Source organism: Streptomyces sp. NPDC014991 (assembly GCF_043080665.1).
Classification (GTDB): Bacteria; Actinomycetota; Actinomycetes; order Streptomycetales; family Streptomycetaceae; genus Streptomyces.
This window is the reverse complement of record NZ_JBIBVY010000034.1, coordinates 18,874-44,244: the sequence shown is the minus strand read 5'-3', so window position 1 is coordinate 44,244 and position 25,371 is coordinate 18,874. Positions and strand designations below refer to the sequence as shown.

The 25,371-nt window shown below is 72.5% G+C and carries 26 protein-coding genes; 6 read left to right on the top strand and 20 right to left on the bottom strand.

Translation table 11 applies throughout. The features are described 5' to 3' along the window. Window positions 1-85: 85 nt before the first annotated feature. The gene (locus ACF1BE_RS33415; protein WP_392202748.1) at window positions 86-1,234 is read left to right on the top strand and encodes a TerD family protein; all 1,149 of its coding nucleotides are present in this window, start codon (window positions 86-88) and stop codon (window positions 1,232-1,234) included. 112 nt (window positions 1,235-1,346) lie between these two features. Here the strand turns inward: ACF1BE_RS33415 and ACF1BE_RS33410 are convergent, their stop codons facing one another. The 3 genes from ACF1BE_RS33410 to ACF1BE_RS33400 form a co-directional block, all read right to left on the bottom strand. Then, window positions 1,347-1,925 (bottom strand): TetR/AcrR family transcriptional regulator, encoded by a 579-nt coding sequence (locus ACF1BE_RS33410; RefSeq protein ID WP_392202747.1) that lies wholly within the window; start codon window positions 1,923-1,925, stop codon window positions 1,347-1,349. Window positions 1,926-2,104: 179 nt separating this feature from the next. Next, window positions 2,105-3,556 carry an alkaline phosphatase PhoX gene (locus ACF1BE_RS33405; RefSeq protein ID WP_392202746.1) on the bottom strand — a complete coding sequence of 484 codons (1,452 nt, stop codon included), beginning with the start codon at window positions 3,554-3,556 and terminating at the stop codon, window positions 2,105-2,107. Window positions 3,557-3,742: 186 nt separating this feature from the next. After that, the gene (locus ACF1BE_RS33400) at window positions 3,743-5,170 is read right to left on the bottom strand and encodes a hypothetical protein (RefSeq protein WP_392202745.1); all 1,428 of its coding nucleotides are present in this window, start codon (window positions 5,168-5,170) and stop codon (window positions 3,743-3,745) included. A 266-nt stretch (window positions 5,171-5,436) separates the two neighbouring features. Here ACF1BE_RS33400 and ACF1BE_RS33395 point away from each other — a divergent pair, with 266 nt between their 5' ends. Continuing rightward, window positions 5,437-7,263 (top strand): endonuclease/exonuclease/phosphatase family protein, encoded by a 1,827-nt coding sequence (locus ACF1BE_RS33395; protein WP_392202744.1) that lies wholly within the window; start codon window positions 5,437-5,439, stop codon window positions 7,261-7,263. 55 nt (window positions 7,264-7,318) lie between these two features. On the opposite strand, the gene ACF1BE_RS33390 is transcribed toward ACF1BE_RS33395, so the two are convergent. The 3 genes from ACF1BE_RS33390 to ACF1BE_RS33380 all read right to left on the bottom strand — a co-directional run bounded on the left by ACF1BE_RS33390 (window position 7,319) and on the right by ACF1BE_RS33380 (window position 8,990). Continuing rightward, the gene (locus tag ACF1BE_RS33390) at window positions 7,319-7,855 is read right to left on the bottom strand and encodes a DUF3618 domain-containing protein (protein ID WP_392202743.1); all 537 of its coding nucleotides are present in this window, start codon (window positions 7,853-7,855) and stop codon (window positions 7,319-7,321) included. 302 nt (window positions 7,856-8,157) lie between these two features. Further along, the gene (locus ACF1BE_RS33385) at window positions 8,158-8,853 is read right to left on the bottom strand and encodes a hypothetical protein (protein ID WP_392202742.1); all 696 of its coding nucleotides are present in this window, start codon (window positions 8,851-8,853) and stop codon (window positions 8,158-8,160) included. Further along, window positions 8,850-8,990 (bottom strand): hypothetical protein, encoded by a 141-nt coding sequence (locus tag ACF1BE_RS33380; RefSeq protein ID WP_392202741.1) that lies wholly within the window; start codon window positions 8,988-8,990, stop codon window positions 8,850-8,852. The genes ACF1BE_RS33385 and ACF1BE_RS33380 overlap by 4 nt, the downstream gene beginning before the upstream one ends. Before the next feature lie 168 nt (window positions 8,991-9,158). Between ACF1BE_RS33380 and dapA the strand changes: the two genes are divergently transcribed. After that, a complete protein-coding gene (gene dapA, locus ACF1BE_RS33375) occupies window positions 9,159-10,082 on the top strand; it encodes a 4-hydroxy-tetrahydrodipicolinate synthase (protein WP_392202740.1) in 924 nt (307 codons plus the stop codon). Here dapA and ACF1BE_RS33370 read toward each other — a convergent pair whose 3' ends face one another. From ACF1BE_RS33370 to ACF1BE_RS33320, 11 genes are all read right to left on the bottom strand, one after another. Beyond that, window positions 10,083-11,306, bottom strand: coding sequence for a WD40 repeat domain-containing protein (locus tag ACF1BE_RS33370; RefSeq protein ID WP_392202739.1), 1,224 nt, complete (start codon window positions 11,304-11,306; stop codon window positions 10,083-10,085). Next, complete coding sequence (locus ACF1BE_RS33365) at window positions 11,303-11,854, bottom strand: SigE family RNA polymerase sigma factor (RefSeq protein WP_392202774.1); 552 nt, start codon at window positions 11,852-11,854, stop codon at window positions 11,303-11,305. The genes ACF1BE_RS33370 and ACF1BE_RS33365 overlap by 4 nt, the downstream gene beginning before the upstream one ends. A 178-nt stretch (window positions 11,855-12,032) precedes the next feature. Beyond that, a complete protein-coding gene (gene dapD, locus ACF1BE_RS33360; RefSeq protein WP_392202738.1) occupies window positions 12,033-13,019 on the bottom strand; it encodes a 2,3,4,5-tetrahydropyridine-2,6-dicarboxylate N-succinyltransferase in 987 nt (328 codons plus the stop codon). A gap of 131 nt (window positions 13,020-13,150) precedes the next feature. Beyond that, on the bottom strand, window positions 13,151-13,483 hold the full coding sequence (locus ACF1BE_RS33355) for a metal-sulfur cluster assembly factor (protein WP_121789386.1): 333 nt from the start codon (window positions 13,481-13,483) through the stop codon (window positions 13,151-13,153). Continuing rightward, window positions 13,480-13,947 carry a Fe-S cluster assembly sulfur transfer protein SufU gene (sufU, locus tag ACF1BE_RS33350; RefSeq protein WP_392202737.1) on the bottom strand — a complete coding sequence of 156 codons (468 nt, stop codon included), beginning with the start codon at window positions 13,945-13,947 and terminating at the stop codon, window positions 13,480-13,482. The genes ACF1BE_RS33355 and sufU overlap by 4 nt, the downstream gene beginning before the upstream one ends. 16 nt (window positions 13,948-13,963) lie before the next feature. After that, window positions 13,964-15,220, bottom strand: a complete 1,257-nt coding sequence (locus ACF1BE_RS33345; RefSeq protein ID WP_392202736.1) for a cysteine desulfurase — start codon at window positions 15,218-15,220, stop codon at window positions 13,964-13,966. Next, window positions 15,217-15,981: a Fe-S cluster assembly ATPase SufC gene (gene sufC / locus ACF1BE_RS33340; RefSeq protein ID WP_361994860.1), complete on the bottom strand. Its 765-nt coding sequence runs from the start codon at window positions 15,979-15,981 to the stop codon at window positions 15,217-15,219. Before sufC ends, ACF1BE_RS33345 begins: the two co-directional genes overlap by 4 nt. 7 nt (window positions 15,982-15,988) lie before the next feature. Next, window positions 15,989-16,306, bottom strand: a complete 318-nt coding sequence (locus ACF1BE_RS33335; RefSeq protein WP_392202735.1) for a bifunctional 3-phenylpropionate/cinnamic acid dioxygenase ferredoxin subunit — start codon at window positions 16,304-16,306, stop codon at window positions 15,989-15,991. Next, window positions 16,303-17,523 carry a Fe-S cluster assembly protein SufD gene (sufD, locus tag ACF1BE_RS33330; RefSeq protein ID WP_392202734.1) on the bottom strand — a complete coding sequence of 407 codons (1,221 nt, stop codon included), beginning with the start codon at window positions 17,521-17,523 and terminating at the stop codon, window positions 16,303-16,305. Before sufD ends, ACF1BE_RS33335 begins: the two co-directional genes overlap by 4 nt. Before the next feature lie 53 nt (window positions 17,524-17,576). Further along, window positions 17,577-18,998, bottom strand: coding sequence for a Fe-S cluster assembly protein SufB (gene sufB / locus ACF1BE_RS33325; protein WP_392202733.1), 1,422 nt, complete (start codon window positions 18,996-18,998; stop codon window positions 17,577-17,579). Continuing rightward, complete coding sequence (locus ACF1BE_RS33320; RefSeq protein WP_392202732.1) at window positions 18,995-19,729, bottom strand: helix-turn-helix transcriptional regulator; 735 nt, start codon at window positions 19,727-19,729, stop codon at window positions 18,995-18,997. The genes sufB and ACF1BE_RS33320 overlap by 4 nt, the downstream gene beginning before the upstream one ends. Window positions 19,730-20,119: 390 nt before the next feature. Between ACF1BE_RS33320 and ACF1BE_RS33315 the strand changes: the two genes are divergently transcribed. From ACF1BE_RS33315 to ACF1BE_RS33305, 3 genes are read left to right on the top strand one after another with little or no spacing between them, the layout of a single operon-like run. Beyond that, complete coding sequence (locus ACF1BE_RS33315) at window positions 20,120-21,043, top strand: ABC transporter ATP-binding protein (protein WP_392202731.1); 924 nt, start codon at window positions 20,120-20,122, stop codon at window positions 21,041-21,043. Then, on the top strand, window positions 21,040-21,810 hold the full coding sequence (locus tag ACF1BE_RS33310) for an ABC transporter permease (RefSeq protein ID WP_392202730.1): 771 nt from the start codon (window positions 21,040-21,042) through the stop codon (window positions 21,808-21,810). Before ACF1BE_RS33315 ends, ACF1BE_RS33310 begins: the two co-directional genes overlap by 4 nt. A gap of 34 nt (window positions 21,811-21,844) precedes the next feature. After that, entirely contained in the window at window positions 21,845-22,855 is a 1,011-nt protein-coding gene (locus ACF1BE_RS33305; RefSeq protein WP_392202729.1) for a heme A synthase, read from the top strand. A 29-nt stretch (window positions 22,856-22,884) separates the two neighbouring features. On the opposite strand, the gene ACF1BE_RS33300 is transcribed toward ACF1BE_RS33305, so the two are convergent. The 3 genes from ACF1BE_RS33300 to ACF1BE_RS33290 form a co-directional block, all read right to left on the bottom strand. Beyond that, window positions 22,885-23,622: a nucleotidyltransferase gene (locus tag ACF1BE_RS33300; RefSeq protein ID WP_392202728.1), complete on the bottom strand. Its 738-nt coding sequence runs from the start codon at window positions 23,620-23,622 to the stop codon at window positions 22,885-22,887. A gap of 39 nt (window positions 23,623-23,661) precedes the next feature. Beyond that, on the bottom strand, window positions 23,662-24,768 hold the full coding sequence (locus ACF1BE_RS33295) for an amidohydrolase family protein (RefSeq protein WP_392202727.1): 1,107 nt from the start codon (window positions 24,766-24,768) through the stop codon (window positions 23,662-23,664). Window positions 24,769-24,926: 158 nt separating this feature from the next. Then, window positions 24,927-25,271, bottom strand: coding sequence for a hypothetical protein (locus ACF1BE_RS33290; protein ID WP_392202726.1), 345 nt, complete (start codon window positions 25,269-25,271; stop codon window positions 24,927-24,929). Window positions 25,272-25,371: the final 100 nt, after the last annotated feature.

Sequence of the window (25,371 nt, the reverse complement as noted above, 5' to 3'; positions counted from 1 at the left end):
GGCCGTCGCGGCGGTGGTGCCGTGACCCGTTCGGCCGGTAAGGGAACGGTAAAGCGGCGCCGTTCGTTCACCCGGCATGACAGCTATGACCCCTGGCTCGAACATCTCCCTCTCGGCCGCGCGTGTGACGGTGGACGTGGCCGCTCCGGTGCGGCTCGACGTGTCGGGCCTGCTGCTCACCGCCGACGGCAAGGTGCGTTCCGACGACGACTTCATCTTCTACAACCAGCCGGCGGGCCCGGGCGTGGCCTACCGCTCCGGTGGCGGCTCGGCCCCGGACGCGGTCACGGTCGACACCACCGCCGTGCCGCCGGACATCGAGAAGATCGTCGTCACGGCCAGCCCGGACGCGGCCGGCCAGACCTTCCAGGGCGTCGAGCCGACGGCGACGATCAGGGACGCGGACGGCGGCGCGGTGCTGGCGACGTTCACCCCGCCGCAGCTCGGCGCCGAGACGGCGCTGGTGGTCGTGGAGGTCTACCGCCGGGGCGGCGCGTGGAAGGCGCGCGCCGTCGGCCAGGGGTACGCCGACGGCCTGGCCGGCATCGCGACGGACTTCGGTGTGACGGTGGAGGAGCCCGCCCCGGCCCCTGGCCCGGCTCCGGCCGCGACGCCGTCCCCGGCCGCCACCCCGGCCGCTGCCGCACCGGGCGCCGGCAAGATCAACCTGGACAAGGGCCGGGTCAGCCTGGAGAAGAAGCAGACCGTGTCCCTGGTCAAGGGCGGCCGGCCGCTGCTCTCCCAGGTGCGGATGGGCCTCGGCTGGGAGCCGGCGTTCCGCGGCAGGGACATCGACCTGGACGCCTCGGTCATCGCCTACGGGCCGCAGCGCGACCACATCGACAGCTGCTACTTCGGCAAGCTGAGCATCCTGAACGGCTCGGTCAAGCACTCCGGTGACAACCTCACCGGCGAGGGCGGGGGCGACGACGAGGTCATCGTCGTCGACCTCGGCCGCCTCCCCCAGGAGGTCTCCGGCCTGGTCTTCACGGTGAACTCCTTCTCCGGCCAGAAGTTCACGGAGGTCGCGAAGGCCTATTGCCGCCTCGTCGACGCCGCGACCGACGAGGAACTGGTCCGCTTCGACCTCACCGGCGCCGAGGCGCGGACCGGCGTGCTGATGGCCAAGCTGGTCCGGCAGTTCTCCGGTGAGTGGGACATGACGGCACTGGGCGACTTCGTGAAGGCGCGCACGGTACGGAACATGGTGGAACCGGGGGCGAAGTCGCTGTAGCGCGCCGGCACGGCGTGGCGCCGGGGCGCCGCCGTCCCGCGACGGCTCCTTCCCCGGCCGCGGCGCCGTGGGGGCCGATCACGCGGTTCCCCGCGCCCCTCCGGGCGCGGGGCTACGGCCGCAGGCCCTCCGTCAGCAGGGTCAGGCAGCGGCGGATCTCCCTGCCGGGCTCGTCCGCCAGCTCCGATGCCGTCGCCATCCCGTGGGCCAGCCGCAGGACCTCGACCGGCTCCAGGTCGGCCCGCAGCACGCCGTCCGCCTGCGCCGCCGCCACCAGCCGGCCCGCCGCGCCCCTCACCGCCGTACCGCACGCCGCACCGCACCCCGTCGGCGCCGTCGGCGCACCGTCCGTGACCGCCGCCCCCAGCAGGGCCTTCATGCCCCGCAGCTCGATCGTGGCGATGCACAGCTCGTGCAGCCACTCCGTCAGCGCCTCGCCCGGCGGCAGCTCCCCGGCGAGTTCGTCGGCCCGCCTGCCCAGCGCTTCGATCCGGTCGACGTACGCCGCCTCCAGCAGCGCCTGCCGGGTCGGGAAGTGCCGGTAGAGCGTGCCCGAGCCGACGCCCGCCCGTCTGGCGATCCGGTCGAGCGACGCGTTCTCCCCCTGCTCGGCGAAGGCCTCCGCCGCCACCGCCAGCAGGCGCTCGTGGTTGCGCCGGGCATCGGCGCGCATGGGTCTGACCCGCGTCATCCAGCAACTCCCTGCCGAACCGCCGAACCGGCGACTTCCCCCGGATCCTATCGAGCGCCTGCCGGCCGAGCCGCACCGGCGGTGGCGGGGGACGAGCCCGCGGCCTCCCCGTGCGCGGTGGGCGCCACTGGAGGGGGAAAGGCCGCGGAACGGGCGGGCGGACATGCGCGGCGTGCGGGTCAGCCGCGCTTCTGCCGCTTCCAGGGGCCGGTGACGGCGAGCATGATGCCGGGCGTCTGGATGTTGGCGAACAGGGTCTGGCCGTCGGGCGAGAAGGTGACGCCGGTGAACTCGCTGTACTCCGGCTCCTCGGCGGTGCCGATGTTCAGCTCGTTGCGGGCGATCGGGTAGGTCCGGCCGCTCTCCGTGGCGCCGAACAGGTGCTGGACGCCCTCGCCGTCCTCGGCGATGACCAGGCCGCCGAACGGCGAGACGGTGATGTTGTCGGGACCGTCGAAGGCGCCGTCGGCGGCCGGGTCCGGGTTCACGCCGAACAGCACCTTCAGGGTCAGCGTGCGGCGCTCGGGGTCGTAGAACCAGACCTGGCCGTCGTGCTGGACCGGGCTCTCCTCGCGGGCGAAGGAGGAGACGACGTAGACGCCGCCGTCGCCCCACCACATGCCCTCCAGCTTGCGGGCGCGGGTGATCTGGCCGTCGGTGAACTGCTTGCGGGTGGGTACCGTCCTGGCGTCGCGGTCAGGGACGTCCACCCAGTCGACGCCGTAGACGGTGCCCGTCCTCGTGGCGCGGGAGAGGTCGTCGACGAACTTGCCGCCGGAGTCGAAGCACTTGAAGGCCTGGAGCACGCCCGCGTCGTCGGCGAGGGTGCGCAGCCGGCCGCGGCCGTGGCGGAAGCCCTCCGGCGGGGTCCAGCGGTAGAACAGGCCGTTGGGGCCGGCGGCGTCCTCGGTGAGGTAGAGGTGGCCGCGCCGGGGGTCGACGACGACGGCCTCGTGGGCGTACCGGCCGAGGGCCTTGACGGGCTTCGGTCCGCGGTTGGCCCGGCGGTCCTCCGGGTCGACCTCGAAGACGTAGCCGTGGTCCTTGGTCATGCCGTTCTGGCCGGCCTTGTCCTCGGTCTCCTCGCAGGTCAGCCAGGTGCCCCACGGGGTGCTGCCGCCCGCGCAGTTGGTGGAGGTGCCGGCGATGCCGACCCACTCGGCGACATGACCGCGGCGCACCTCGACGACGGTGCAGCCACCGGAGGCGGCGGGGTCGTAGACCAGGCCCTCGGTGAGCGGCACCGGGTACTTCCAGTTGGCGCGCGGGCCCTTCAGCTCGTGGTTGTTGACCAGGAGGGTGGCGCCGCGGGGCCCGTCGAAGGTGGCGGTGCCGTCGTGGTTGGACGGGGTGAACTCGCCGGACTCCAGCTTGGTCCGGCCGCTGTAGGTGACGATCTCGTACCTGAAGCCCGCGGGCAGGGCGAGGATGCCGTCCGGGTCGGGGATCAGCGGGCCGTAGCCGACGGCGTGGTGGTGGCCACCGTGGGCGGACTGCGCCTCCGCGCCGTCGGTGTCCGTGGCGGCCAGGGCGTTCGGCGCGGTGGCGAGCGCGCCGACGCTGCCCGCCAGGGCGACCCCGGCACCGGTGATCGCGGATTTTCTGGCGAAGTCCCTGCGGGTGAGCGACATGGTGTCTCCTGTGACGACGGTGGCGGTGCCGTGGAGGGTGGCGGACCTCGGTTCGGCGCACACGCTCCCGCCCGGCGGTGAACACGGGCTGAACGCCGGGCTACTTCGGCGCTCCCTGTTCAAGAACCCGTGCGCACCGCCTCGGGGCCGGTCGGAGCCCAGGTCGGGCCCGGCCCCGGCCGCGTCTCAACCGCCCTGCTGGGAACGGGCCTTGAACGCGGCCTTGCGTGCCTCCTTCGCCACCTTCTTGTCCGGGTGCAGTCGTCCCATCGCCTCCAGCACGTCCGCGGTGGCGGGGTGCTCCACCCGCCAGGCCGCGGCGAAGAACCCGCTGTGCCGGGAGGCCAGACCCTCCACCAGCGCCTGGAGTTCCTCGGAGTTGCCCTCGGCCGCCAGCTGCGCGGCCACCGTGTCGACGGTGAGCCAGAACACCATGTCCTGCGACGGTGGCGGCACCTCGGCGGCGCCCCGCTCGCTCAGCCACACCCGGGCGAGCCCGCCCAGTTCGGGGTCGTCCAGCACCTCCCGCAACGCGGGCTCGGCCTCGATGCCCACCAGCGACAGCGCCTGCTGGCAGCGCAGCCTGCGCAGCGGCGCCCCGGCGTCCGCACCCCGTGCCGCCCCCAGCAACTCCCGTGCGGCGGCCAGGGGTTCACGACGGCCGAGCCACTGCTCGGTCTCGGCCCGGGCGGCGTGCTGCCCGTACCGGGCGGTGCCGTCGAGCAGCGCGTCCGCGCTCGCGTCGGCCAGGTCACCGACGGCGGGCGCGTCGAACCCGGCCTCCAGCAGCCGCGCCCGCAGTCCGTACACACCGAGCGGGGTGAGCCGGACCATGCCGTAGCGGGAGACGTCGGTGTCGTCCACCGGCGCGGCGGGTTCCTCGTCGGCGTCCACCATCAGCGCCTCGTCCACCGGCTGGTACTCCACCAGTCCGACCGGTTCCAGCACCCGGAACTGGTCGTCCAGCCGCATCATCGCGTCGGACACCTGTTCAAGGACGTCGTTGGAGGGTTCACCTCTCCCGCCGGGCAGGATCACGGAGGCGGCGAGGGCGGGCAGCGGCACGGGTCCCCCGCCGGGATTGTCCTCACCGACGGTCAGGAGGTACAGGTTGCCGAGGACGCCGTCGAGGAACTCCGCCTCGGCCTGCGGGTCCCAGCCGAGTGACGAGAAATCGACTTCGCCGCCCTGGTCCAGCGCGTCGACCAGGTCGTCCAGGTCGGGCACGCTCGCTTCGGCGAGCGCGGTCTCCAGCGCGGCGAGCCACACGGTGAGCACGTCCTGCGGGGAGCCGGCGGTGAGCAGCTTCAGCTCCTCACCCTCGCGGACGGTGCCGGCCTCCTCGTCCGCGATCTCGACCAGTCCGGTGTCCAGGGCGACGCGCCAGGCCTCACCGGCGTACGCGGCGGCGTCGTCGCCGCCGAGGCCCAGCAGCTCGACGGCGGCCGGCAGCTGCTCCTCGGCCAGTCCACCGCCGGCGTCCACGCGGGTGTCGGGGCCGGCCCAGCGGGCGAGGCGGGCCGCCCGGGAGAGCAGCGGTGTGGACAGCGCGGCACGCGCCAGCTCCGCTTCGGGGTGCAGCCGCGCGGGCGGCAGGGGGGAGCTGTCTGACATCGGCTGGTTCTCCTCGGACCGTGAACGGACTCAACCCCTCAGCCTAGACGGATTTCCACCCATGCCACCCGGTTCATGTCCGCGCCGGTCGCCGCACATGGCCGAAACCTTGACAACTTCCCGCACCAGGCAGGAGATTGACGCGCGTAGAAGTTGGGGGGACAACTGTTCACTCGGCTCTGCGCGTGTCACAGAGGGCCACCGGCCCGGCACGCTCCCGTTCCACCCTCGTCCCGGCGCTCACGCACGTCCCCGGAGGGATCCCCTTGCCGAGCAGGTCTTCCGCGCGCCTCGCCGCGCTCACCGTCGCCGCTGTCTGTTCCGCCGCGTCGGCCGTCGTCCTCACCTCGCCCGCGCACGCCGACGCGGTGCGCATCCACGACATCCAGGGCACGACCCGGGTGTCCCCGTTCGCCGGGCAGAAGGTGACGGACGTGCCTGGCATCGTCACGGCCACGCGCACGTACGGCTCCTCCAGAGGCTTCTGGATGCAGGACGCCACCCCCGACGACAACTCCGCCACCAGCGAAGGCGTGTTCGTCTTCACCGGCACCGCGCCGAAGGTCGCGGTCGGCGACTCGGTGACGGTGACCGGCACGGTCTCCGAGTACGTCCCGGGCGGCACCTCCTCCGGCAACCAGTCGCTGACGGAGATCACCAAGCCGGTGGTCGCCACCGTCTCCTCGGGCAACGCCGTCCCGGCGCCGGCCGTCGTCGACGAGGACACGGTGCCGGACGCGTACAGCCCGGCCGGCGACACCGCGGCGAACGGCTCCGTCAACGGCCTCCCCCTCGACCCGTCGGCGTACGCCCTGGACCGCTACGAGTCCCTGGAGGGCATGACCGTCCGGATCCAGGACGCCCGGGTGGTCACCGCGACCGACCCGTACAGCGAGCTGTGGGTCACGGTGAAGCCGCACGAGCACCGCAACCGCCGCGGCGGCACGGTGTACGGCTCCTACGACTCCCAGAACACCGGCCGGCTCCAGATACAGTCGCTGGGCGCCACCGCCGACTTCCCGAAGGCGAACGTCGGCGACACCCTTGGCGGCACCACCACCGGCCCGCTGGACTTCAACCAGTTCGGCGGCTACACCCTGGTGGCGAGCACGCTCGGCACCCTGGAGAGCGGTGGCCTCCAGCGCGAGACGACGCGGCGGCAGTCGGGCCGTGAGCTGGCGGTGGCGACGTACAACGTCGAGAACCTCGACCCGTCGGACACCACCTTCGCCTCGCACGCCTCCGCGATCGTGAACAACCTGCGGTCGCCCGACATCGTGTCCCTCGAGGAGATCCAGGACGACAACGGCGCCAAGGACGACGGCACGGTCGGCTCCGGCGAGACCGTGCGCAAGCTGATCGACGCGATCGTCGCGGCGGGCGGCCCCGAGTACGACTGGCGCACGATCGACCCGGTCAACGACCAGGACGGCGGCGAGCCCGGCGGCAACATCCGCCAGGTGTTCCTGTTCAACCCCGGGCGGGTGTCCTTCACGGACCGCGCGGGCGGCGACGCGACCACCGCGGCAGGCGTCACCAAGGTGCACGGCAAGGCGCGGCTGACGCTCTCCCCGGGCCGGATCGACCCGGGGAACGCGGCCTGGAAGAACAGCCGCAAGCCGCTCGCCGGCGAGTTCGTCTTCCGCGGCAGGACCGTCTTCGTGATCGCCAACCACCTCAACTCCAAGGGTGGCGACCAGGGTCTGGCCGCGCAGTACCAGCCGCCGGTGCGCAGCTCGGAGATCCAGCGGCACGCACAGGCCACGGCGGTGAACGCGTTCGTCAAGGACATCCTGTCCGCGCAGAAGAACGCCGACGTCATCGCGCTCGGCGACATGAACGACTTCGAGTTCTCCGGCACCGCGAAGATCCTCGAGGGCGACGGCGAGCTGTGGTCGGCGATCAAGTCGCTGCCGCGGAGCGAGCGGTACACGTACGACTACCAGGGCAACGAGCAGGTCCTGGACCAGATCCTGGTCAGCCCGGCGATCCGGCGCGGCTGTGACTTCGAGTACGACAGCGTGCACATCAACTCGGAGTTCAACGACCAGATCAGCGACCACGACCCGCAGGTGCTGCGGTTCCGTCCGTGATACGGCGGCGGGGCCGGCGGGACACCTCGCCCGGGCCGGCCCCGCCGTACCGCGGTCACCTGTGGCGGCCGGACCGGCGCCGGAGCACGGCCGCGGCGACGACGGCGACGCCCGCCGCGCCCGCGGTCAGCGTGGGCACCGGGTGCCGCAGCGCGGCGCCCACGGCGGACCGCATCGGGCGCGGCACCCGCGGGTCGTCCTCCACGGTGCGGCCGGCCCGCGCCGCCCGGTCGTGGAAGGAGTGCCCGCTCTCCACGGCCCGCTCCTGCACCAGGTGCCCGGCCCGTGTCATCCGTTCCTGTGCACCGTGGCCGGCCCGCACGGCACGGTCCTGGACCTGGTGCCCCGCCCGGGCCGCCCGCCCCTGCACACCGTGCCCCGCGTGCGCGGCGCTCTCCCGCAGCTGCACGGTCATCGCCCCGGCCTTGTCCCTCAGGTCGGCGGCCCGCGCCCGGGCCCGGCCCTTCACATCGGCCCTGTCCGCCAGCTGGGCGACGGTGTCGCCGAGCCGGCTCCTCGTCGTGTGTCCGATCTGCTGCCGCAGCTCGTCGGGGCCCTTGGCGCCCGAGCCGTGCGGGTTCCTGTCCGTCATCGGTGTGCCCTTTCCCTGATCACGTCGGCGTCCGCACCGGCACTGCCGGACGGCCTCTCGGGTGCGGGGGGAGCGGCGGGACGAGGCCGGGCGCGTCCGCCGGTCCGCCGCCGAGTCCGGTACGGCACGGCCTCCCGGCCGGCTTCCGGCCGGCGGGGCCGGCGTCCCCCCGCGGCGCCCGGGAACGCTCCGTGCCGCCCGGGCCGGGGCGCCCGCCGGGCGGGGGCCGTGCGTACGGGGTCACGGTCACGGTGTGCGCCTCCTTCCTGTGCGCGGCTTACGGGTACCCGGGCCGAGGATCCTCAGCCGTGCGCGCCGCTCCCGGTGCCGCGTTCGCCGAGACGTGCGAGTTGGGACTGCAACCAGTCGAGGCGTGCCTGCAACAACGCGGCCTCCGCGACGAGTTCGGGCACGCCCGGCTCGGTGGTGGGCGTCAACCCGTCCGGTGTACTGCCCGTACCACCGTCGCCCGCGACCACCCGCAGGCCCTGACCGGCCAGCCGGGCGAACTCCGCGAGGGAGACGGACGGACGGCCCCGCACGCAGCCCGCGCAGGCGGGGACGAGGGCCCGACGGCCGGGCCGGCCCCAGCCCGCGTCGGCGAACGCGAAGGCCCGCATCCCGCAGGCGCACGGGCCCACCGTTGCCGTACGGACCCGCTGGCGGGCGTAGCGGAAGCCGCGCTCGAAGCGGATGTAGGCGCCGAGGACGGAGACCTCCAGCAGGACGGCCGCCCGGTGTTCGGCTGTGCACAGCAGGGCTTCGGCCGCCGCCCGGTCGTGCACGCAGTGGAAGCCGCAGTCGCACCGGCGCGCGGGCGGGCGGTGCCGGCGGCCGTAGACGCAGGCGGCGTCGTCGAGCACCCCGTACGGCAGCGCGCCGCCGAGCGACACGCCGGTGAACCCGGCCCGGGTGCCGTCCTGGGACAGCACCGGGTGAGCGATCTTGTATCCGGTCGGCGGCTCCGTGGGGCGTTCGGCCGGGAGCCGCAGTCTCATCGGGCGGCCGGGACCTCTTCGCGGGCCGGCTCGGCCGGTCCGGGGCGGACGGCCTCCTCGCGGGGCCGCGGTTCCTCCTCGTGGACGAGCGGCCGCTCCTCGGCGGTCCCGGTGGCCAGTGCCTTGCCGAGCTTCATGGCGCCTCCCATGACCTGACGCAGGTGACCCTCCGCCCATAGTGACCCATGAGGGGCGGAGTGCGACACAGGGCGTGCGGCCGACGACGCCATCGCTCAGCATTGCTTATCAATACTCCGTAGAGAAATTAAGTAGAGCTTCACGGACGCGGTGCCGAGACTACTCCCATGACCACGACCACCACGCACACGACCACCACCCGCAAGCCCGCCGCGCCCTTCGGCCGCTCCCTGTGCGCGATGATCACGCCGTTCACCGAAGAGGGCGCGCTCGACCCGGAGGGCGCCCAGCGGCTGGCCGTGCGCCTGGTGGCGGAGGGCTGCGACGGCCTGGTCCTCAACGGCACCACCGGCGAGTCGCCCACCACCACGGACGACGAGAAGGCGCGCCTGGTCGCGGCCGTGCGGGAGGCGGTCGGCGACCGGGCCGCGCTGGTCGCGGGCGTGGGCACCGCCGACACCCGGCACACGGTGGAGCTGGCGCGAGCGGCCGGGAAGGCGGGCGCCGACGGCGTGCTGGTGGTGACGCCGTACTACAGCCGGCCCCCGCAGGAGGCCGTGGCCGCCCACTTCCTCCAGGTCGCCGAGGCGAGCGGACTGCCCGTCATGCTCTACGACATCCCGGGCCGCACCGGCACCCGGATCGAGCCGGACACCATGATCCGCCTCGCGGCGCACCCGCGGATCGTGGCCGTCAAGGACTGCTCCTACGACTTCCTCGGCACGCAGAAGGTGCTGGTGCGGACCGGGCTGGCGTACTACGCGGGCTGCGACGAGCACGTGCTGGCGCTGTACGCGGTCGGCGCGGCGGGCTGTGTCAGCACGGTCGCGAACGCCGTACCGGCGCACATGGCCGCGATCCTGGACGCGTTCGACGCGGGCGAGACCGCCCGCGCGACCCGGCTCCAGCTGGCCGCCGTGCCGTTGACCGAGGCGATGACGGGCGCGGGACTGCCCGGCACGGTCACCGCCAAGGCCCTGCTGGCCCGCCTCGGACTGCCCGCGGGCCCGGTGCGCGCACCGCTGCTGCCCGCCGGCCGGGAGACGGCCGACGGGCTGCTGGCGCGGTACGGGGCGCTGGTGGGGGCGTGATCACCGCTGGGCGAACACCGGCTGCCAGTCCTGCCAGTGGTAAGCGGCGTCCGGCTTCTGGTAGCCGCTGAGCGGGACGACGTCCTTGCTGCCGATCGTGACCAGCACCAGCCGGGGCCGGTACTCCACCGTGTCCGGATCCCGCTCCCAGGCGATGAGCCGCTTGTCGTCCGCCCAGGCGAGCAGATCCGCGCCCCGCACCCGGGTGATCTCCTTGCCGGTCAGCGGATCACGGATCGCCGAGTACGACGTGTGGTGCGGCTCCGCGACCAGTCCCCAGGCGGCGAGCCGCCCGTCCGGGGAGAGCCGGGCGCCGACGTCCGACCTCAGGTGGCGCTCGTTCGCGGGCGGGGCGACCTTCCGCCCCGTGAGGCCGTAGAACTGCTGCATGCCGTCCCGGGGCCCCGCGACCCGCGCGTACAGCAGGTCACCGGTACGGCTGAAGGAGAAGTCCGCGTCGCCGAGGACGTTGCGGTCCGATGCGACGGGAACCCACGGGCGCTTGCTGCCGGAGGCCACGTCCAGGATCTGGAAACCCGTCCGGGGCCGGATGCCGAACCGCGGCGCCAGGACGGTCTCGCCGGTCCCCGGGTCGGTGGAGCGTTCGTACAGGTCGGGGTTCTCGTTGTACGTCGTGGCGACCAGCCTGCGGCCGTCGGCCGAGAACGCGAGCCCCCCGACGCCCCGGGCCACCGGGATCCACCGCTCGACCTCCCCCGTCGCGAGGTCGAGCAGGCCGATCCGCGAGGCGGGCAGCCTCCGTTCGAGAACGGCGGCGGTCCGCAGGCCCGGGGCGACGGCGACGGACGACCACCGGTCGTCCTTCTCGTACCGGCCGGTGCGGGGGTCGAGCAGCCAGTACGTACGTACGCCGGCCACCCGGTGGCCGGACTCGGGCACGATCCGGCGCGTGTAGTACGCGGCCAGCACCGTGCGCCCGGCCGCGATCGCCTCCCGCGGCGGCGACTGGTCCGGGTGGGCCCGGACCGCACCGGAGTCCAGCACTCTCGACGGCCGTACGTCTCCCGGTCCGCCGGAGTCCAGGAGTGGCACCGCGACGGCGATCCCGACCACGGCGGCGGCGGCCGTGGCGACCGACGCCAGCCTGCGGTTACGGCGGCGCCGGCGCACCCCGAGCACCCGGTCGGCCAGTCCCGGCGGCGCGGGCGGCACACGGTCGGCCTGCTCCCACAGCGTCTCGCGCACAAGTTCCTCGACGTTCACGGACGCACCTCCACGGGTGAGAAGTCACGGGACGGCCGCTGCGGCCGGGGGCCGAGCGCGGCCAGCTCGGGCGCCAGCTCGCGGAGCCTGGCCAGGGAGCGGTGGGTGGTGGACCGTACGGTGCCCACGGAACAGCCCAGGATCCGGGCGACCTCCGCCTCCGGCAGGTCCTCGAAGTAGCGCAGGACGAGCACGGTCCGCTGGCGCGCGGTGAGCCGGGACAGCGCCGCCCGCAGCACCATCCGCAGCTCGGCGGCGTACGCGGCGTCCGGGGCGTGACCGGCCTCCGGGGGCTGAGCGACCGAGACCTCCCGGCGCCGCCACTTCAGCCGCCAGCGGCTCACCTGCTGCCGGTACAGGATCTGCCGGACGTACGCCTCCGGCTCGTCGATCCGCTGCCACCGGCCGGCCGCCCTGACCAGCGCGTTCTGCAACAGGTCCTCGGCGGCGTGCCGGTCCCCGCCGGTCAGCAGGACGGCGGTCCTCAGCAGTGCGGACGACCTGCCGGCCACGAAGTCCCGGAAACTCTCCTGCGCCTCGGCATCCATCGTCACCTTCTCTTCCCCCGGGCCGCACCTGTTGTCCGGGCCCCACACCCCTTCTGACGTGCGTACCGGCCCGCCACTATGCCTGCGGCCCGGAAAAAGTCCGCCCGGCCTCCCCTCGGACACGACGGAGCGCCCCCGCGCCGGGATGCCGGCGGGGGGCGCTCGGGTCGGGGGTGCATCAGTTGTGGCTGTGCAGGATGTCGTTCAGGCCGCCCCAGACCGCGTTGTTCGGGCGGGCCTCGACGGTGCCGGTGACCGAGTTGCGGCGGAAGAGGATGTTCGAGGCGCCGTTCAGCTCGCGGGCCTTGACGATCTGGCCGTCGGGCATGGTGACGCGGGTGCCCGCGGTGATGTACAGGCCGGCCTCGACCACGCACTCGTCGCCGAGCGCGATGCCGACGCCCGCCTCGGCGCCGACCAGGCAGCGCTCGCCGATGGAGATGATCACGTTGCCGCCGCCGGACAGGGTGCCCATGGTGGAGGCGCCGCCGCCGATGTCCGAGCCGTCGCCGATCACGACACCCGCGGAGATGCGGCCCTCGACCATCGACGTGCCCAGGGTGCCGGCGTTGAAGTTGACGAAGCCCTCGTGCATGACGGTGGTGCCCGCCGCGAGGTGCGCGCCCAGGCGGACCCGGTCGGCGTCGGCGATGCGCACGCCCTTGGGCACGACGTAGTCCGTCATGCGCGGGAACTTGTCGATCGAGGTCACCTGGAGGTGCAGGCCCTCGGCACGGGCGTTCAGGCGCACCTTCTCGATGTCGTCCACGGCGACCGGGCCGAGCGAGGTCCAGGCGACGTTGGAGAGGTGGCCGAAGACGCCTTCCAGACTCTGGCCGTGCGGCCTGACCAGGCGGTGCGAGAGCAGGTGAAGGCGCAGATAGACGTCGTGCGCGTCGATGGGCTTGTCGTCCAGCGAGGCGATGACCGTGCGGACCGCGACCACCTCGACGCCCCGGCGGGCGTCCGGGCCGGTCGCCGCGGTCGCTCCGCCGCCCAGCAGCTGCGCCGCCCGCTCGGCGGTCAGCCGCTCGGTGCCGGCGGGGCCGGGCTCCTCGACCAGCTCGGGGGCCGGGAACCAGGTGTCGAGCACGGTGCCGTCGGCGGCGATCGTGGCGAGGCCGGCGGCGACGGCGCCGGTGGTACGGGAAGCAGAGTCGGTCATGGGGGAAAACCTAACGCGGGCGGGCCACCGAGGGCGAACCGCGTCTCACGTGCCGGTTGCCCGGGCATGCGGAAGAGGCCACGGCACGCTGCCGTGGCCCCTCTCACCGCTTCGCTGCGAAGGCAGGCGGCTCAGACGTTGAAGCCGAGTGCCCTCAGCTGGTCGCGGCCGTCGTCCGTGATCTTGTCCGGCCCCCACGGCGGCATCCACACCCAGTTGATGCGCAGCTCGTTGACCAGGCCGTCCGTCGCGGACTTCGCCTGGTCCTCGATGACGTCCGTCAGCGGGCAGGCCGCCGAGGTCAGGGTCATGTCGATCGTCGCGATGTTCGCGTCGTCGACGTGGATGCCGTAGATCAGACCCAGGTTGACGACGTCGATGCCCAGCTCGGGGTCGACCACGTCCATCAGGGCCTCACGGAGTTCCTCCTCCGAGGCCGGCTTCATCTCGACGGTGTCGCTCATGCGGTCTTCCTTTCGGCGTCGGCGCCGTTCAGTGCCTGGGCCGTCGCGTCCTTCCACGCCATCCAGCTCAGGAGGGCGCACTTGACCCGCGCGGGGTACTTGGAGACACCGGCGAACGCGACCGCGTCCTCCAGGATCTCCTCCATCGCGTCATCGGGCTCGACCCGGCCCTTGGACTGCATCAGCTCCAGGAAGGTCTCCTGGATCTTCTGCGCCTCGGCGAGTTCCTTGCCGACCAGCAGCTCGTTGAGGACCGACGCGCTGGCCTGGCTGATGGAGCAGCCCTGGCCCTCGTACGAGACGTCCGTGATCTTCGAGCCCTCGTACTTCACGCGGAGGGTGATCTCGTCGCCGCACGTCGGGTTCACATGGTGCACCTCGGCGTCGCCATCCCTGAGACCACGCCCGTGCGGGTTCTTGTAGTGGTCCAGGATGACTTCCTGGTACATCGAGTCCAGCTTCACCTTTTCAGCACGCCCCTCAGCCGAAGAAGTTCCGTACGTGCTCCAGACCGTCGACCAGTGCGTCGATCTCGGCCGGCGTGGAGTACAGATAGAACGACGCTCGCGTGGTCGCAGGAATTCCGTAGCGCAGGCAGACCGGACGGGCGCAGTGGTGGCCGACCCGGACCGCGATGCCCTGCTCGTCGAGGACCTGGCCCACGTCGTGCGGGTGGATGTCACCGAGGGCGAAGGAGATCGCCGCGCCTCGGTCCTCGGCCGTGGTGGGGCCGATGATCCGCAGGCCGGGGACCTCCGCCAGGCGCTGGACGGCGTACTCCGTCAGCGCGTGCTCGTGGGCGAGGATCCGGTCCATGCCGATCGCGTTCAGGTAGTCGATCGCCGCGCCGAGGCCGACCGCCTGCGCGATCGGGGGCGTGCCCGCCTCGAACTTGTGGGGCGCCGGGGCGTACGTGGACGAGTGCATCGAGACGGTCTCGATCATCTCGCCGCCGCCCAGGAACGGGGGAAGGTCCTCCAGCAGCTCCTGGCGACCCCACAGGACGCCGATGCCCGTCGGGCCGCACATCTTGTGGCCGGTGAAGGCCACGAAGTCGGCCTGGAGGGCCTGCACGTCCAGCGGCATGTGGGGGGCGGCCTGCGAGGCGTCGATGCAGACCAGGGCACCGACCTCCTGGGCGCGGCGGACTATCGCCTCGACCGGGTTGACCGTGCCCAGGATGTTCGACACCAGCACGAAGGAGACGATCTTCGTCTTCTCGGTGATGATCTCGTCGATGTTGGACAGGTCCAGGCGGCCGTCGTCGGTGAGGCCGAACCACTTCAGCTTCGCGCCCGTGCGCTGCGACAGCAGCTGCCACGGCACGATGTTGGAGTGGTGCTCCATCTCCGTGATGACGATCTCGGTCTCGTGGTCCACCCGGTAGGGCTCGTCGGCCCAGCCCAGCATGTTCGCCACGAGGTTCAGCGACTCGGAGGCGTTCTTGGTGAAGATCACCTCGTCGCGGCTCGGCGCGTTGACGAACTCCGCGACCTTGTCGCGCGCGCCCTCGTACAGCGCCGTGGCCTCCTCGGCGAGCACATGCACACCGCGGTGGACGTTGGCGTTGTAGCACTCGTAGTACTCGCTCAGGGCGTCCAGTACCTGGCGCGGCTTCTGGCTGGTCGCCGCGTTGTCCAGGTACACGAGCTTCCGGCCGTCGTGGACCACGCGGTCCAGGATGGGGAAGTCCTTGCGGATCGCCTCGGTGTCGAGGAGGCCCGGCAGCTGTGTCACGCGGATGCGCCACCCTTCACGTATGCCTCGTAGCCCTCGTTCTCCAGCTTGTCCGCCAGCTCCGGGCCGCCCGACTCCACGATGCGGCCGGCGGTGAACACGTGGACGTGGTCGGGCTTGATGTAGCGCAGGATGCGCGTGTAGTGCGTGATCAGCAGGGTGCCGACCTCGCCGGTCCCGTGGACGCGGTTGACGCCCTCGGAGACGATGCGGAGCGCGTCGACGTCCAGGCCGGAGTCGGTCTCGTCGAGGATCGCGAACTTCGGCCTGAGCAGCTCCAGCTGGAGGATCTCGTGACGCTTCTTCTCACCGCCGGAGAAGCCCTCGTTCACGTTGCGCTCGGCGAAGGACGGGTCCATGTGGAGACGCTCCATGGCCTCCTTGACCTCCTTCACCCAGGTGCGCAGCTTGGGGGCCTCGCCGCGGACGGCGGTGGCGGAGGTGCGCAGGAAGTTGGAGACCGAGACGCCGGGGATCTCGACGGGGTACTGCATCGCCAGGAACAGGCCCGCGCGGGCACGCTCGTCGACGGACATCGCCAGGACGTCCTCGCCGTCGAGGGTGACGGTGCCGCTGGTGATCGTGTACTTAGGGTGACCCGCGAGGGAGTAGGCGAGCGTCGACTTGCCGGAGCCGTTGGGGCCCATGATGGCGTGCGTCTCGCCCTGCTTCACGGTGAGGTCGACGCCCTTGAGGATCTCCTTCGTGGCGTTGTCGGCCTCGACGGTGACGTGCAGGTCTCGGATTTCAAGCGTTGCCATGGGTGCCTCAGGACTCCTGGGTGACGGAGACGAGAACGTCGTCCCCTTCGATCTTTACGGGGTATACGGGGACGGGGCGCGTCGCGGGGAGACCGGACGGCTTGCCGGTGCGCAGGTCGAAGGCGGAGCCGTGCAGCCAGCACTCGATCTGACAGTCCTCCACCTCGCCCTCGGAGAGGGAGACGTTCGCATGGGAGCAGATGTCGTGGATGGCGAACACCTCGCCCCCGGTCCTGACGACCGAGACCGGCGTGCTGTCGATCTCCACGCGCTTGGGGGTGTCCTCGGCCAGTTCGTTCAGCCCGCAGACGCGTACGAAGGTCATGCGACCGAAGCCTCCAGCTCGTCCTCGATCCTGGCGAGCAGGCGCTCCTCGATGTCGGTGACACCGATCTGCTGGATCAGCTCGGCGAAGAAGCCGCGGACCACCAGGCGGCGCGCCTCGTGCTCCGGGATGCCGCGGGCCATCAGGTAGAAGAGCTGCTCGTCGTCGAAGCGGCCGGTCGCGGAGGCGTGGCCGGCGCCCACGATCTCGCCGGTCTCGATCTCCAGGTTCGGCACCGAGTCGACGCGCGCGCCGTCCGTGAGGACCAGGTTGCGGTTCATCTCGTAGGTGTCCGTGCCCTCGGCGCTGGCCTCGATGAGCACGTCACCGATCCAGACCGCGTGCGCGTTGTCACCCTGGAGCGCGCCCTTGTAGACGACGTTCGACGTGCAGTGCGGGGCGTTGTGGGTGACCAGCAGGCGGTGCTCCTGGTGCTGTCCGGCGTCGGTGAAGTACAGGCCGAACAGCTCGGCCTCGCCGCCGGGGCCGGCGTACGCCACGCGCGGGTGCAGGCGGACCACGTCGCCGCCGAAGGTGAGGACCACGGACCTGTAGGAGGCGTCGCGGCCGATCAGCGTGTTGTGCTGGGCGACGTGGACGGCCTTGTCGTCCCAGTCCTGGACGCTGACGACGGTCAGCTTGGCGCCGTCGCCCAGGACGTAGTCGACGTTGGCCGCGAGCACCGCGTCACCGGTGTGGTCGATCACCACGACGGCCTCGGCGAAGGCGCCCAGCTCGATCACCTGGTGGGCGAAGGCGGTGCCGCCCCGGCCGTGCACCGCGATGCGGATCGGCTCGGTGAGGACGGTCTCCTTCGGGACGGTCACGACCGAGGCCTTCTCGAACGCGGAGTACGCCTGCGCGGCGATCCGGTCGACCGGGGTGCCCGCCCTGCCGATCCGCGCGTCGTCGCGGCCGACGGTCTCGACGGTGACGCCCTCGGGGGCGCGGACGTCGACCTTCACACCGTCGCCGTCAGCGACGGCGGTGCCGTCGTGCAGTCCGCGCAGCCGCTCCAGCGGGGTGAACCGCCACTCCTCCTCGCGGCCGTGCGGGACCGGGAAGTCCGCCACGTCGAAGGACGGGGGCGCGCTCATGCGCGAGACGACGGTCGACTCCGCGGCGACCGCGATCGAGCCGGCGGTGGTGGAACCCGCCGGCGGGGGTCCCCCCGCTCGAGCGGAGCCGAGAGTGGGGGAGTTCTGGGCCTCAGCCATGGCTGTCGTAGTGCTCTCTTTCTGAGTGAGACGTCTGCCGGTGATGGGGCGGGTCAGCCGACCGCGCCCTCCATCTGAAGCTCGATCAGCCGGTTCAGCTCCAGCGCGTACTCCATGGGCAGCTCCTTGGCGATCGGCTCGACGAAGCCGCGCACGATCATCGCCATGGCCTCGTCCTCGGAGAGGCCGCGGCTCATCAGGTAGAAGAGCTGGTCGTCGGAGACCTTGGAGACGGTGGCCTCGTGGCCCATGGACACGTCGTCCTCGCGGACGTCGACGTACGGGTAGGTGTCCGACCGGGAGACGGTGTCCACCAGCAGCGCGTCGCACAGCACGTTCGACTTGGAGCCCGAGGCGCCCTCGCCGATCTCGATCAGGCCGCGGTACGACGTACGGCCGCCGCCGCGCGCCACGGACTTGGAGACGATGTTGGACGAGGTGTTCGGCGCCATGTGGACCATCTTGGCGCCGGCGTCCTGGTGCTGGCCCTCGCCCGCGAACGCGATGGAGAGGGTCTCGCCCTTGGCGTGCTCGCCCATCAGGTAGACGGCCGGGTACTTCATCGTCACCTTGGAGCCGATGTTGCCGTCGACCCACTCCATGGTCGCGCCCTCGTAGGCCACGGCGCGCTTGGTGACCAGGTTGTAGACGTTGTTCGACCAGTTCTGGATGGTCGTGTACCGGCAGCGGGCGTTCTTCTTGACGATGATCTCGACGACCGCGCTGTGCAGCGAGTCCGACTTGTAGATCGGGGCCGTACAACCCTCGACGTAGTGCACGTAGGCACCCTCGTCGACGATGATCAGGGTCCGCTCGAACTGGCCCATGTTCTCCGTGTTGATGCGGAAGTAGGCCTGGAGCGGGATCTCGACGTGCACGCCCTTCGGCACGTAGATGAAGGAGCCGCCGGACCACACCGCGCTGTTCAGCGACGCGAACTTGTTGTCGCCGACCGGGATGACCGTGCCGAAGTACTCCTTGAAGAGCTCGGGGTGCTCCTTCAGGGCGGTGTCGGTGTCGAGGAAGATGACGCCCTGCTCCTCCAGGTCCTCGCGGATCTGGTGGTAGACGACCTCCGACTCGTACTGGGCGGCGACACCGGCGACGAGACGCTGCTTCTCGGCCTCCGGGATGCCCAGCTTGTCGTAGGTGTTCTTGATGTCCTCGGGCAGGTCCTCCCAGGACTCCGCCTGCTTCTCCGTGGAGCGCACGAAGTACTTGATGTTGTCGAAGTCGATGCCCGAGAGGTCCGAGCCCCAGTTGGGCATGGGCTTCTTCTCGAAGAGCTTCAGGCCCTTCAGGCGCAGCTTCGTCATCCACTCCGACTCGGACTTCTTGCCCGAGATGTCACGGACGACGTCCTCGTTCAGGCCACGCCTGGCGGAGGCACCGGCCACGTCGGAGTCGGCCCAGCCGTATTCGTACTTGCCCAGGCCCTCGAGTTCGGGGTGAGCAGTCTCCGTGGGGAGAGTCATGCGGGGTTCCTCCCGGCCGTGTTTGCAGGTGCGTCAGTGGAAATCTCGGGGATGAACGTCGTGCAGACGCCGTCGCCGTGGGCGATGGTCGCCAGTCGCTGGACGTGGGTACCCAGCAGCTCCGCGAAGACCTCGGTCTCCGCCTCGCACAGCTGCGGGAACTGTTCCGCGACGTGGGCGACCGGGCAGTGGTGCTGGCAGAGCTGCTCGCCGACCGGTGCGCTGCGCGCCGTAGCAGCGTACCCGTCGGCGCTCAGGGCCCTGGCGAGCGCTTCGGCGCGCTTGTCGGGACCGGCGGCCTCGATCGCCTCGCGGTACGCGCTCGCCTGCGCGGTGAGCCGGGCGCGGGCGAAGGCGGTGACCGCCTCGGCGCCGCCGCCCTGCTCGGCGATCCAGCGGAGCGCGTCCGCGGCGAGCTTGTCGTAGGACTGGTCGAAGGCGTCCCGGCCGCAGTCGGTGAGCGCGAAGACCTTGGCGGGGCGGCCGCGCGTGCGCGTGCCGTAGACCCGCTGCTCGCGTGCCTCCACGACGTCGTCGGCCACCAGCGCGTCCAGGTGACGCCGTACGGCCGCCTGGGTCAGTCCCAGCCGGCCGGCGAGTTCCGCGACCGTCGACGGGCCGTGGTCCAGGATGGACCGCGCGACCCGGTTGCGCGTCGAGCGCTCACCGGTCGCTAGCTCCTCCTGCGGGGTCCCCTGGGGGGTCTCCCGAGCCTCGCCGACGTTTTTCACAACACCATTGTTGCGTAATTCCTCGGAGACTGACAAGCGGCGTCCGGATCACCGGGCGGTGCCCTGCGTCACTTAGGGGAACCTAATCCGACCTGCGGAAACGATCTCGATCGATCGTCCGGGGCGCTCCCCCGCGGATCGGACCGGTGGCGCCGGCCCGCCCCGTCGGGAGACTCCCGGACCATGCCCACCCCCTCCCACCGGCCCTCCTGTCACCCGGGACGCCATCGCCACGGGCCTGCGGCCGCTCGGTGGCGAGACCGGCGAGATCCTCCTCGCGCGACGCCTGGCCCACGCCCGAGCGGTGGCGGCCGCCGCACCGTCCCCGGGAGGAGGAGTTCCCGCACCCGGCCGCCTGAGGGGCCGGCGCTCTCCCTAGACTCTGGACTCATGCGAAGTGAGCCCGTGCTCCAGGTCCAGGCCCTGGTGAAGCGGTACGGCACGAAGACCGCGGTGAACGGCCTCGACCTGGTGGCCCAGCCGGGCGTGACCGCCGTACTCGGCCCCAACGGGGCGGGGAAGACGACGACCGTCGAGACCTGCGAGGGCTACCGGAAGCCCGATGGCGGCACGGTGCGCGTCCTCGGACTCGACCCGGTACGGCAGTCCGCGCGGCTGCGGCCCCGCATCGGCGTCATGCTCCAGTCCGGCGGGGTCTACTCCGGCGCCCGCGCCGGCGAGATGCTGCGGCACATCGCGCGGCTGCACGCGCATCCGCTGGACGTCGACGCCCTGATCGAACGCCTCGGCCTCGGCTCCTGCGGCCGGACCGGCTACCGCCGGCTGTCCGGCGGCCAGCAGCAGCGGCTCGCGCTCGCCATGGCCGTCGTGGGCCGCCCCGAACTCGTCTTCCTGGACGAGCCGACCGCCGGGCTCGACCCGCAGGCCCGCCGCGCCACCTGGGACCTGGTGCGCGACCTGCGCGCCGACGGCGTCTCGGTGATCCTCACCACGCACCACATGGACGAGGCCGAACAGCTCGCCGACGACGTGGCGATCATCGACGGCGGCCGGGTCATCGCCCAGGGCTCGCCCGAGGAGCTGTGCAGGGGAGGCGCCGAGAACACCCTGCGCTTCACCGGCCGTCCCGGCCTCGACGTCGGCTCCCTGCTCAAGGCCCTCCCGGCCGACAGCACGGCCGCCGAGCTGACCCCGGGCAGCTACCGCGTCGCCGGCAAGGTCGACCCGCAGCTGCTGGCCACGGTGACCTCCTGGTGCGCCCAGCACGGGGTGATGCCGGACCGGATCTCGGTGGAGCGGCACACGCTGGAGGACGTCTTCCTGGAGCTGACCGGCAAGGAGCTGCGCGCGTGACCACCACGGGTACCTACACCCCCGCCCCCGGAGCCGCACCGCTCCCCCGCATGATCGCGGCGCAGGCGGCACTGGAGACGAAGATGCTGCTGCGCAACGGCGAGCAGCTGCTGCTGACGGTCGTCATCCCGGCCCTGCTGCTGGTGCTCTTCAGCTCGGTCGACATCGTGGACACCGGCGCGGGCGAGGCCGTCGGCTTCCTCGCTCCCGGCGTCCTGGCGCTCGCCGTGATGTCGACGGCGTTCACCGGCCAGGCCATCGCGACGGGTTTCGAGCGCCGCTACGGCGTCCTGAAGCGGCTCGCCTCCTCCCCGCTGCCGCGCTGGGGCCTGATGACCGCCAAGACGCTGTCGGTGCTGGTCACGGAGGCCCTCCAGGTGATCCTGCTGACGGCGATCGCCCTCGCCCTCGGCTGGTCCCCGCACGGCAACCCGTTCGCGGTGCTCCTGCTGCTGCTCCTGGGCACGGCGGCGTTCTCGGGCCTCGGCCTGCTGATGGCCGGCACCCTGAAGGCGGAGGCCACGCTGGCCGCCGCCAACCTGGTCTTCCTGCTGCTGCTCGTGGGCGGCGGGGTGATCGTCCCGCTGGAGAAGTTCGGCCCGGCGGGACAGCAGGTGCTCGGCCTGCTGCCGATCTCCGCCCTGTCCGACGGGCTGCGCGACGTCCTCCAGCACGGCGCCGGCACGCCCTGGGCCGACCTGGGTGTCCTCGCCGTGTGGGCGGTGGCGGGGCTCGCCGCGGCCGGGAAGTTCTTCCGCTGGGAGTGACCCTCGTGAACGCGTGCACAAGCGGCGGCCTACGATGGTGGGCGTGCCAAAGCTGAACCACGCCGACGCCCGGGCCGCCCTGCGCAACCCGCTCGCCTTCATCGCCGACCGCTGGACCCCGGATCCCCGGACCGTCCGGCGGGCGGCGCTCGCCGCGCTCGTGATGTCGGTGGTCATCGTCGTGACCGGCGGCGCCGTCCGCCTGACCGGCTCCGGGCTGGGCTGCCCGACATGGCCCACCTGCACCGACGACTCGCTGACCACCACCCGGGCCATGGGCTTCCACGGGGTCGTGGAGTTCGGCAACCGCATGCTGACGTACGTGCTGTGCGCGGCCGTCGGCTGGGCCATCGTCGCGGCCCGGGCCCAGAAGCCGTGGCGGCGCCCCCTGACCCGGCTGGGCTGGGCGCAGTTCTGGGTGGTCATGGGCAACGCGGTGCTCGGCGGCATCGTGGTGCTGGTCGGCCTCAACCCGTACACGGTCGCCGCGCACTTCCTGCTCTCCTCGGCGCTGATCGCCGTCGCCACGCTGATGTGGCAGCGCGCCCGGGAGGGCGACGGGGCCCCGCGTCCGCTGGTCGGCGCGGCGGTGCGGCAGCTGGTGTGGGTCCTGGTGGCCGCGTCGGCGCTGCTCATCGCGGTGGGCACGGTGGTGACCGGGGCCGGCCCGCACGCCGGTGACTCCAGCGAGGTCGAACGCATCCCGATCGACTGGGAGACCGTGGCCAAGCTGCACGCGGTGCTCGCCTGGATCGTGGTCACGCTGACCTTCGCGCTGTGGTTCGTGCTGAAGGCGGTGGACGCCCCTAGGGAGCCGGCCGCGCGGACGCGGGAGCTGTTCGTCGTCCTGCTGTGCCAGGGAGCCCTCGGGTACGTCCAGTACTTCACCCATCTCCCCGAGGCCCTGGTCGCCGCGCACATGGCGGGCTCCGCCGTGATGTGGATCTGGGTCCTGCGCGTCCTGCTGTCGCTGCGGGAGCGCCCCGCGCTCGTGGCGGACCTGCCGGGTCCCGCCGCCGAGGTGACGGCCGGCTCCCGCGCGTGACCTGACCCGTACGCGGCCACGCGGGGGTCTCACCCGTGGGCGGCCACGAGGGCGTCGATCGCCGGGCCCAGGTAGGCGCGGGTCAGCCCGGCGCGGCGGGCCCGCCAGGCGGGGTCCTGCGGGGCCGGTGTGCCGTAGCGCCGCCGGGCGATGTCCTCGACGACCTCGGCGGGCGCGCCCAGTCCGCGCAGCTCGCCGAGCGCTTCCTTCTTGGAGATCAGCCGCCCCTCGCGCAGGGTGACGCCGGCCCGGGCGTACGTCAGCAGGCCCAGGTCGACCCAGACGTCCTGCCGCCACCGCCGGGGCCGGTTCACCGCCGGCCGCCAGAAGTCGCGCTGGTCGCGTACGACGAAGTCGGTGAGCTGCCGGTCCGGCACCGCGGGCAGCAGCGCGTCCGGTGCCTGCCCGTACAGCACCCGGCCGAAGGTGTGCAGCTCGCGCCGGGTGACGGGGGTGACGGGACGGCGCAGCAGTCCGTCGTGCGCCCAGGTGAGGTGCGACCGCCCGGGGTCGTCCAGGCCGGCCGGGGTCGAATAGCTGCAGTGGAGCTTCGCTGCGAGCGGCGTGCCGCGCAGCTCGCGGTGCAGGCGTGCCACCTGCCGGATCCGCCCGAGGCCGAGCGGCCCGGGCAGCACGGCGATGAGGTCCAGGTCGCTGCGTCCCTCCTGGTAGTCCCCGCCGGCCAGGGAGCCGTGGGCCCACAGGGCGAGGGGGCGAAAGGGTGCGAGGTCGCGCAGGAAGCGGTCGAGCAGGGCGGCGGTCCGCATCGCCCCAGTCTCCGTGGCCGGGCGTACCGCCGTACAGCCTCATTCCAGCCCGTACACCCGGCGCGCGTTGTCCGCCGCGATCAGCCGGGCCACCCGCTGGGCGTCCGCCCGCACCCAGGCGCCCTCCGCGACCCAGGTGCCCAGGACCCGGGAGAGGGCCTCGCGGAAGAGGCGGGCGCCGACGACGTGGAGTTCGGGCAGGCCGTGGGCGCCGGTGGAGAAGAGGATCTTGCCGAAGGGGGCCAGCTCCAGGGTCTCGGCCAGGACGGTGGCCGCACGGGCGCCGGTGCGCACCAGGGCGGCGCCGGAGTCGGCGTAGACGTGCGGGAAGACGCAGGCCAGGTGGGCGGTGTGGCGGTGGTACGGGTAGCCGTGCAGCAGGACGAGGTCGGTGCCCAGGCCGGCCGTGGCCCGGACGAAGTCGGTGAGCAGCACCGGGTCGGTGCGGTCGATGCGGGAGCCGGGCTCGCCGAGGCCCGCGTGCAGCTGCAGCGGCAGGCCCGAGGCGACCGCGTTCCACAGCAGGTGCCGCAGCAGCACGGGGTCCGTGAGCGCGCCGCCGACCCGCCGGCCGGCCAGCCAGCGGCCCGCCGCGCCGCGCACCTCTCCCGGCCCCGGTGGTTCCGGCGCGAGGGCCAGTCCGTGCCGCAGGCCCGCGACGGAGGTGAAGGCGACGGCGGTGGCCGCGGCTCCGTGCACGGACTCGGCGAGGTTGGCGAGGAAGGACTCGACGGTCCCGGAGGTGTCGGCGACCTGCTCGGCGAGCGGCTCCAGGCGGACGATCTCCCGGGCCTCGGCGTTCCCCGCCAGGGCCATCTCACCGGGGCCGGTGAGGTCCCCGGGCAGCCCCGTGTCGACCAGGTAGGTGGTGATGCCGCTGCCCCGCAGCAGCCTGCGGCCCGCCTCCACGGCGCCCAGTTCCCGGCGCCGGGCCAGGTAGCGGGCGGGCGCGCAGTGCGGTTCGAGGCCGAGCAGGGGCGGGCACCAGCGGCGTACGGCGAAGCCGGTCTGGGTGTCGAAGAGGGTGGTGCCCGGCGCCGGGGGTCCCTCGGTGCGGGACAGCTGGGCCTCGAAGGTGCCGAGGCCCAGCTCCGTCCGCAGTACGCCGTGGCAGTACTGGTCCACGAGGGACGGCGTTTCGATCATTCCGGCTCCCCCGTCAGGACGCGCTGTGCTGTCTTGCACGTCCTAACGGGTGAACGGGGTCCGAGGTCGCGGCCGGGCCCGGCGTCTCGGTCCGTCACGCGCGTACGGGCCGCGGGCGGCCCGCCGCGGGGCTGCCCGCACTCCTCGGGGCCGGCGGCTCAGCCGTTGGCGGGGCCGCCCACCTGGATGCCGGCCATCCGCTTCCACTCGTAGGGGCCCGTGCGCACCTTCGCCGCGAACTCGCCGTCGAAGGACTCGTGGACCGTGATCCCGGACGCGCGCACCGCCTGCTCGGCGACGGCGCAGGTGGGGGCCACCAGGTCCCCCCAGCCGCCGTCCTCGCCGACGAGGACGATGCGGGCGCCGCGCTCGCCGATGTAGGCCACCTGGCCCTCGGCGCCACCGTGGGCCTTGGAGAAGGCGCTGATCCGCCGGACGAGCTTCGCCACCGTGCGCTCGGTCCTGGCGTCGGCCTTCGGGTCAACCTGCTGCGTGTCTGCCATGGCCAGGATGCTACCGACGGGTAGATCGAACGGCGACGGGAGGGGTGCGTGGCCTTGGCCACGTGCCCCGCCCGTCGGCGCGCAGGCGTGCGTCTCAGCG

Excerpts from the sequence above, each read along its gene's own strand:
- ACF1BE_RS33385 (WP_392202742.1), bottom strand. The coding sequence starts at position 8,853 with ATGAGACTGCGGCTCCCGGCCGAACGCCCCACGGAGCCGCCGACCGGA.
- ACF1BE_RS33300 (WP_392202728.1), bottom strand. The coding sequence starts at position 23,622 with ATGCGGACCGCCGCCCTGCTCGACCGCTTCCTGCGCGACCTCGCACCC.
- sufC (WP_361994860.1), bottom strand. The coding sequence starts at position 15,981 with ATGGCAACGCTTGAAATCCGAGACCTGCACGTCACCGTCGAGGCCGAC.
- ACF1BE_RS33365 (WP_392202774.1), bottom strand. The coding sequence starts at position 11,854 with ATGGATGCCGAGGCGCAGGAGAGTTTCCGGGACTTCGTGGCCGGCAGG.
- ACF1BE_RS33305 (WP_392202729.1), top strand. The coding sequence starts at position 21,845 with ATGGTGGGCGTGCCAAAGCTGAACCACGCCGACGCCCGGGCCGCCCTG.
- ACF1BE_RS33315 (WP_392202731.1), top strand. The coding sequence starts at position 20,120 with ATGCGAAGTGAGCCCGTGCTCCAGGTCCAGGCCCTGGTGAAGCGGTAC.
- ACF1BE_RS33400 (WP_392202745.1), bottom strand. The coding sequence starts at position 5,170 with ATGTCAGACAGCTCCCCCCTGCCGCCCGCGCGGCTGCACCCCGAAGCG.
- dapD (WP_392202738.1), bottom strand. The coding sequence starts at position 13,019 with ATGACCGACTCTGCTTCCCGTACCACCGGCGCCGTCGCCGCCGGCCTC.
- ACF1BE_RS33380 (WP_392202741.1), bottom strand. The coding sequence starts at position 8,990 with ATGAAGCTCGGCAAGGCACTGGCCACCGGGACCGCCGAGGAGCGGCCG.
- ACF1BE_RS33355 (WP_121789386.1), bottom strand. The coding sequence starts at position 13,483 with ATGAGCGACACCGTCGAGATGAAGCCGGCCTCGGAGGAGGAACTCCGT.
- dapA (WP_392202740.1), top strand. The coding sequence starts at position 9,159 with ATGACCACGACCACCACGCACACGACCACCACCCGCAAGCCCGCCGCG.
- ACF1BE_RS33335 (WP_392202735.1), bottom strand. The coding sequence starts at position 16,306 with ATGACCTTCGTACGCGTCTGCGGGCTGAACGAACTGGCCGAGGACACC.
- ACF1BE_RS33410 (WP_392202747.1), bottom strand. The coding sequence starts at position 1,925 with ATGACGCGGGTCAGACCCATGCGCGCCGATGCCCGGCGCAACCACGAG.
- ACF1BE_RS33295 (WP_392202727.1), bottom strand. The coding sequence starts at position 24,768 with ATGATCGAAACGCCGTCCCTCGTGGACCAGTACTGCCACGGCGTACTG.
- ACF1BE_RS33415 (WP_392202748.1), top strand. The coding sequence starts at position 86 with ATGACCCCTGGCTCGAACATCTCCCTCTCGGCCGCGCGTGTGACGGTG.
- ACF1BE_RS33390 (WP_392202743.1), bottom strand. The coding sequence starts at position 7,855 with ATGACGGACAGGAACCCGCACGGCTCGGGCGCCAAGGGCCCCGACGAG.
- sufB (WP_392202733.1), bottom strand. The coding sequence starts at position 18,998 with ATGACTCTCCCCACGGAGACTGCTCACCCCGAACTCGAGGGCCTGGGC.
- ACF1BE_RS33405 (WP_392202746.1), bottom strand. The coding sequence starts at position 3,556 with ATGTCGCTCACCCGCAGGGACTTCGCCAGAAAATCCGCGATCACCGGT.
- ACF1BE_RS33290 (WP_392202726.1), bottom strand. The coding sequence starts at position 25,271 with ATGGCAGACACGCAGCAGGTTGACCCGAAGGCCGACGCCAGGACCGAG.
- sufD (WP_392202734.1), bottom strand. The coding sequence starts at position 17,523 with ATGGCTGAGGCCCAGAACTCCCCCACTCTCGGCTCCGCTCGAGCGGGG.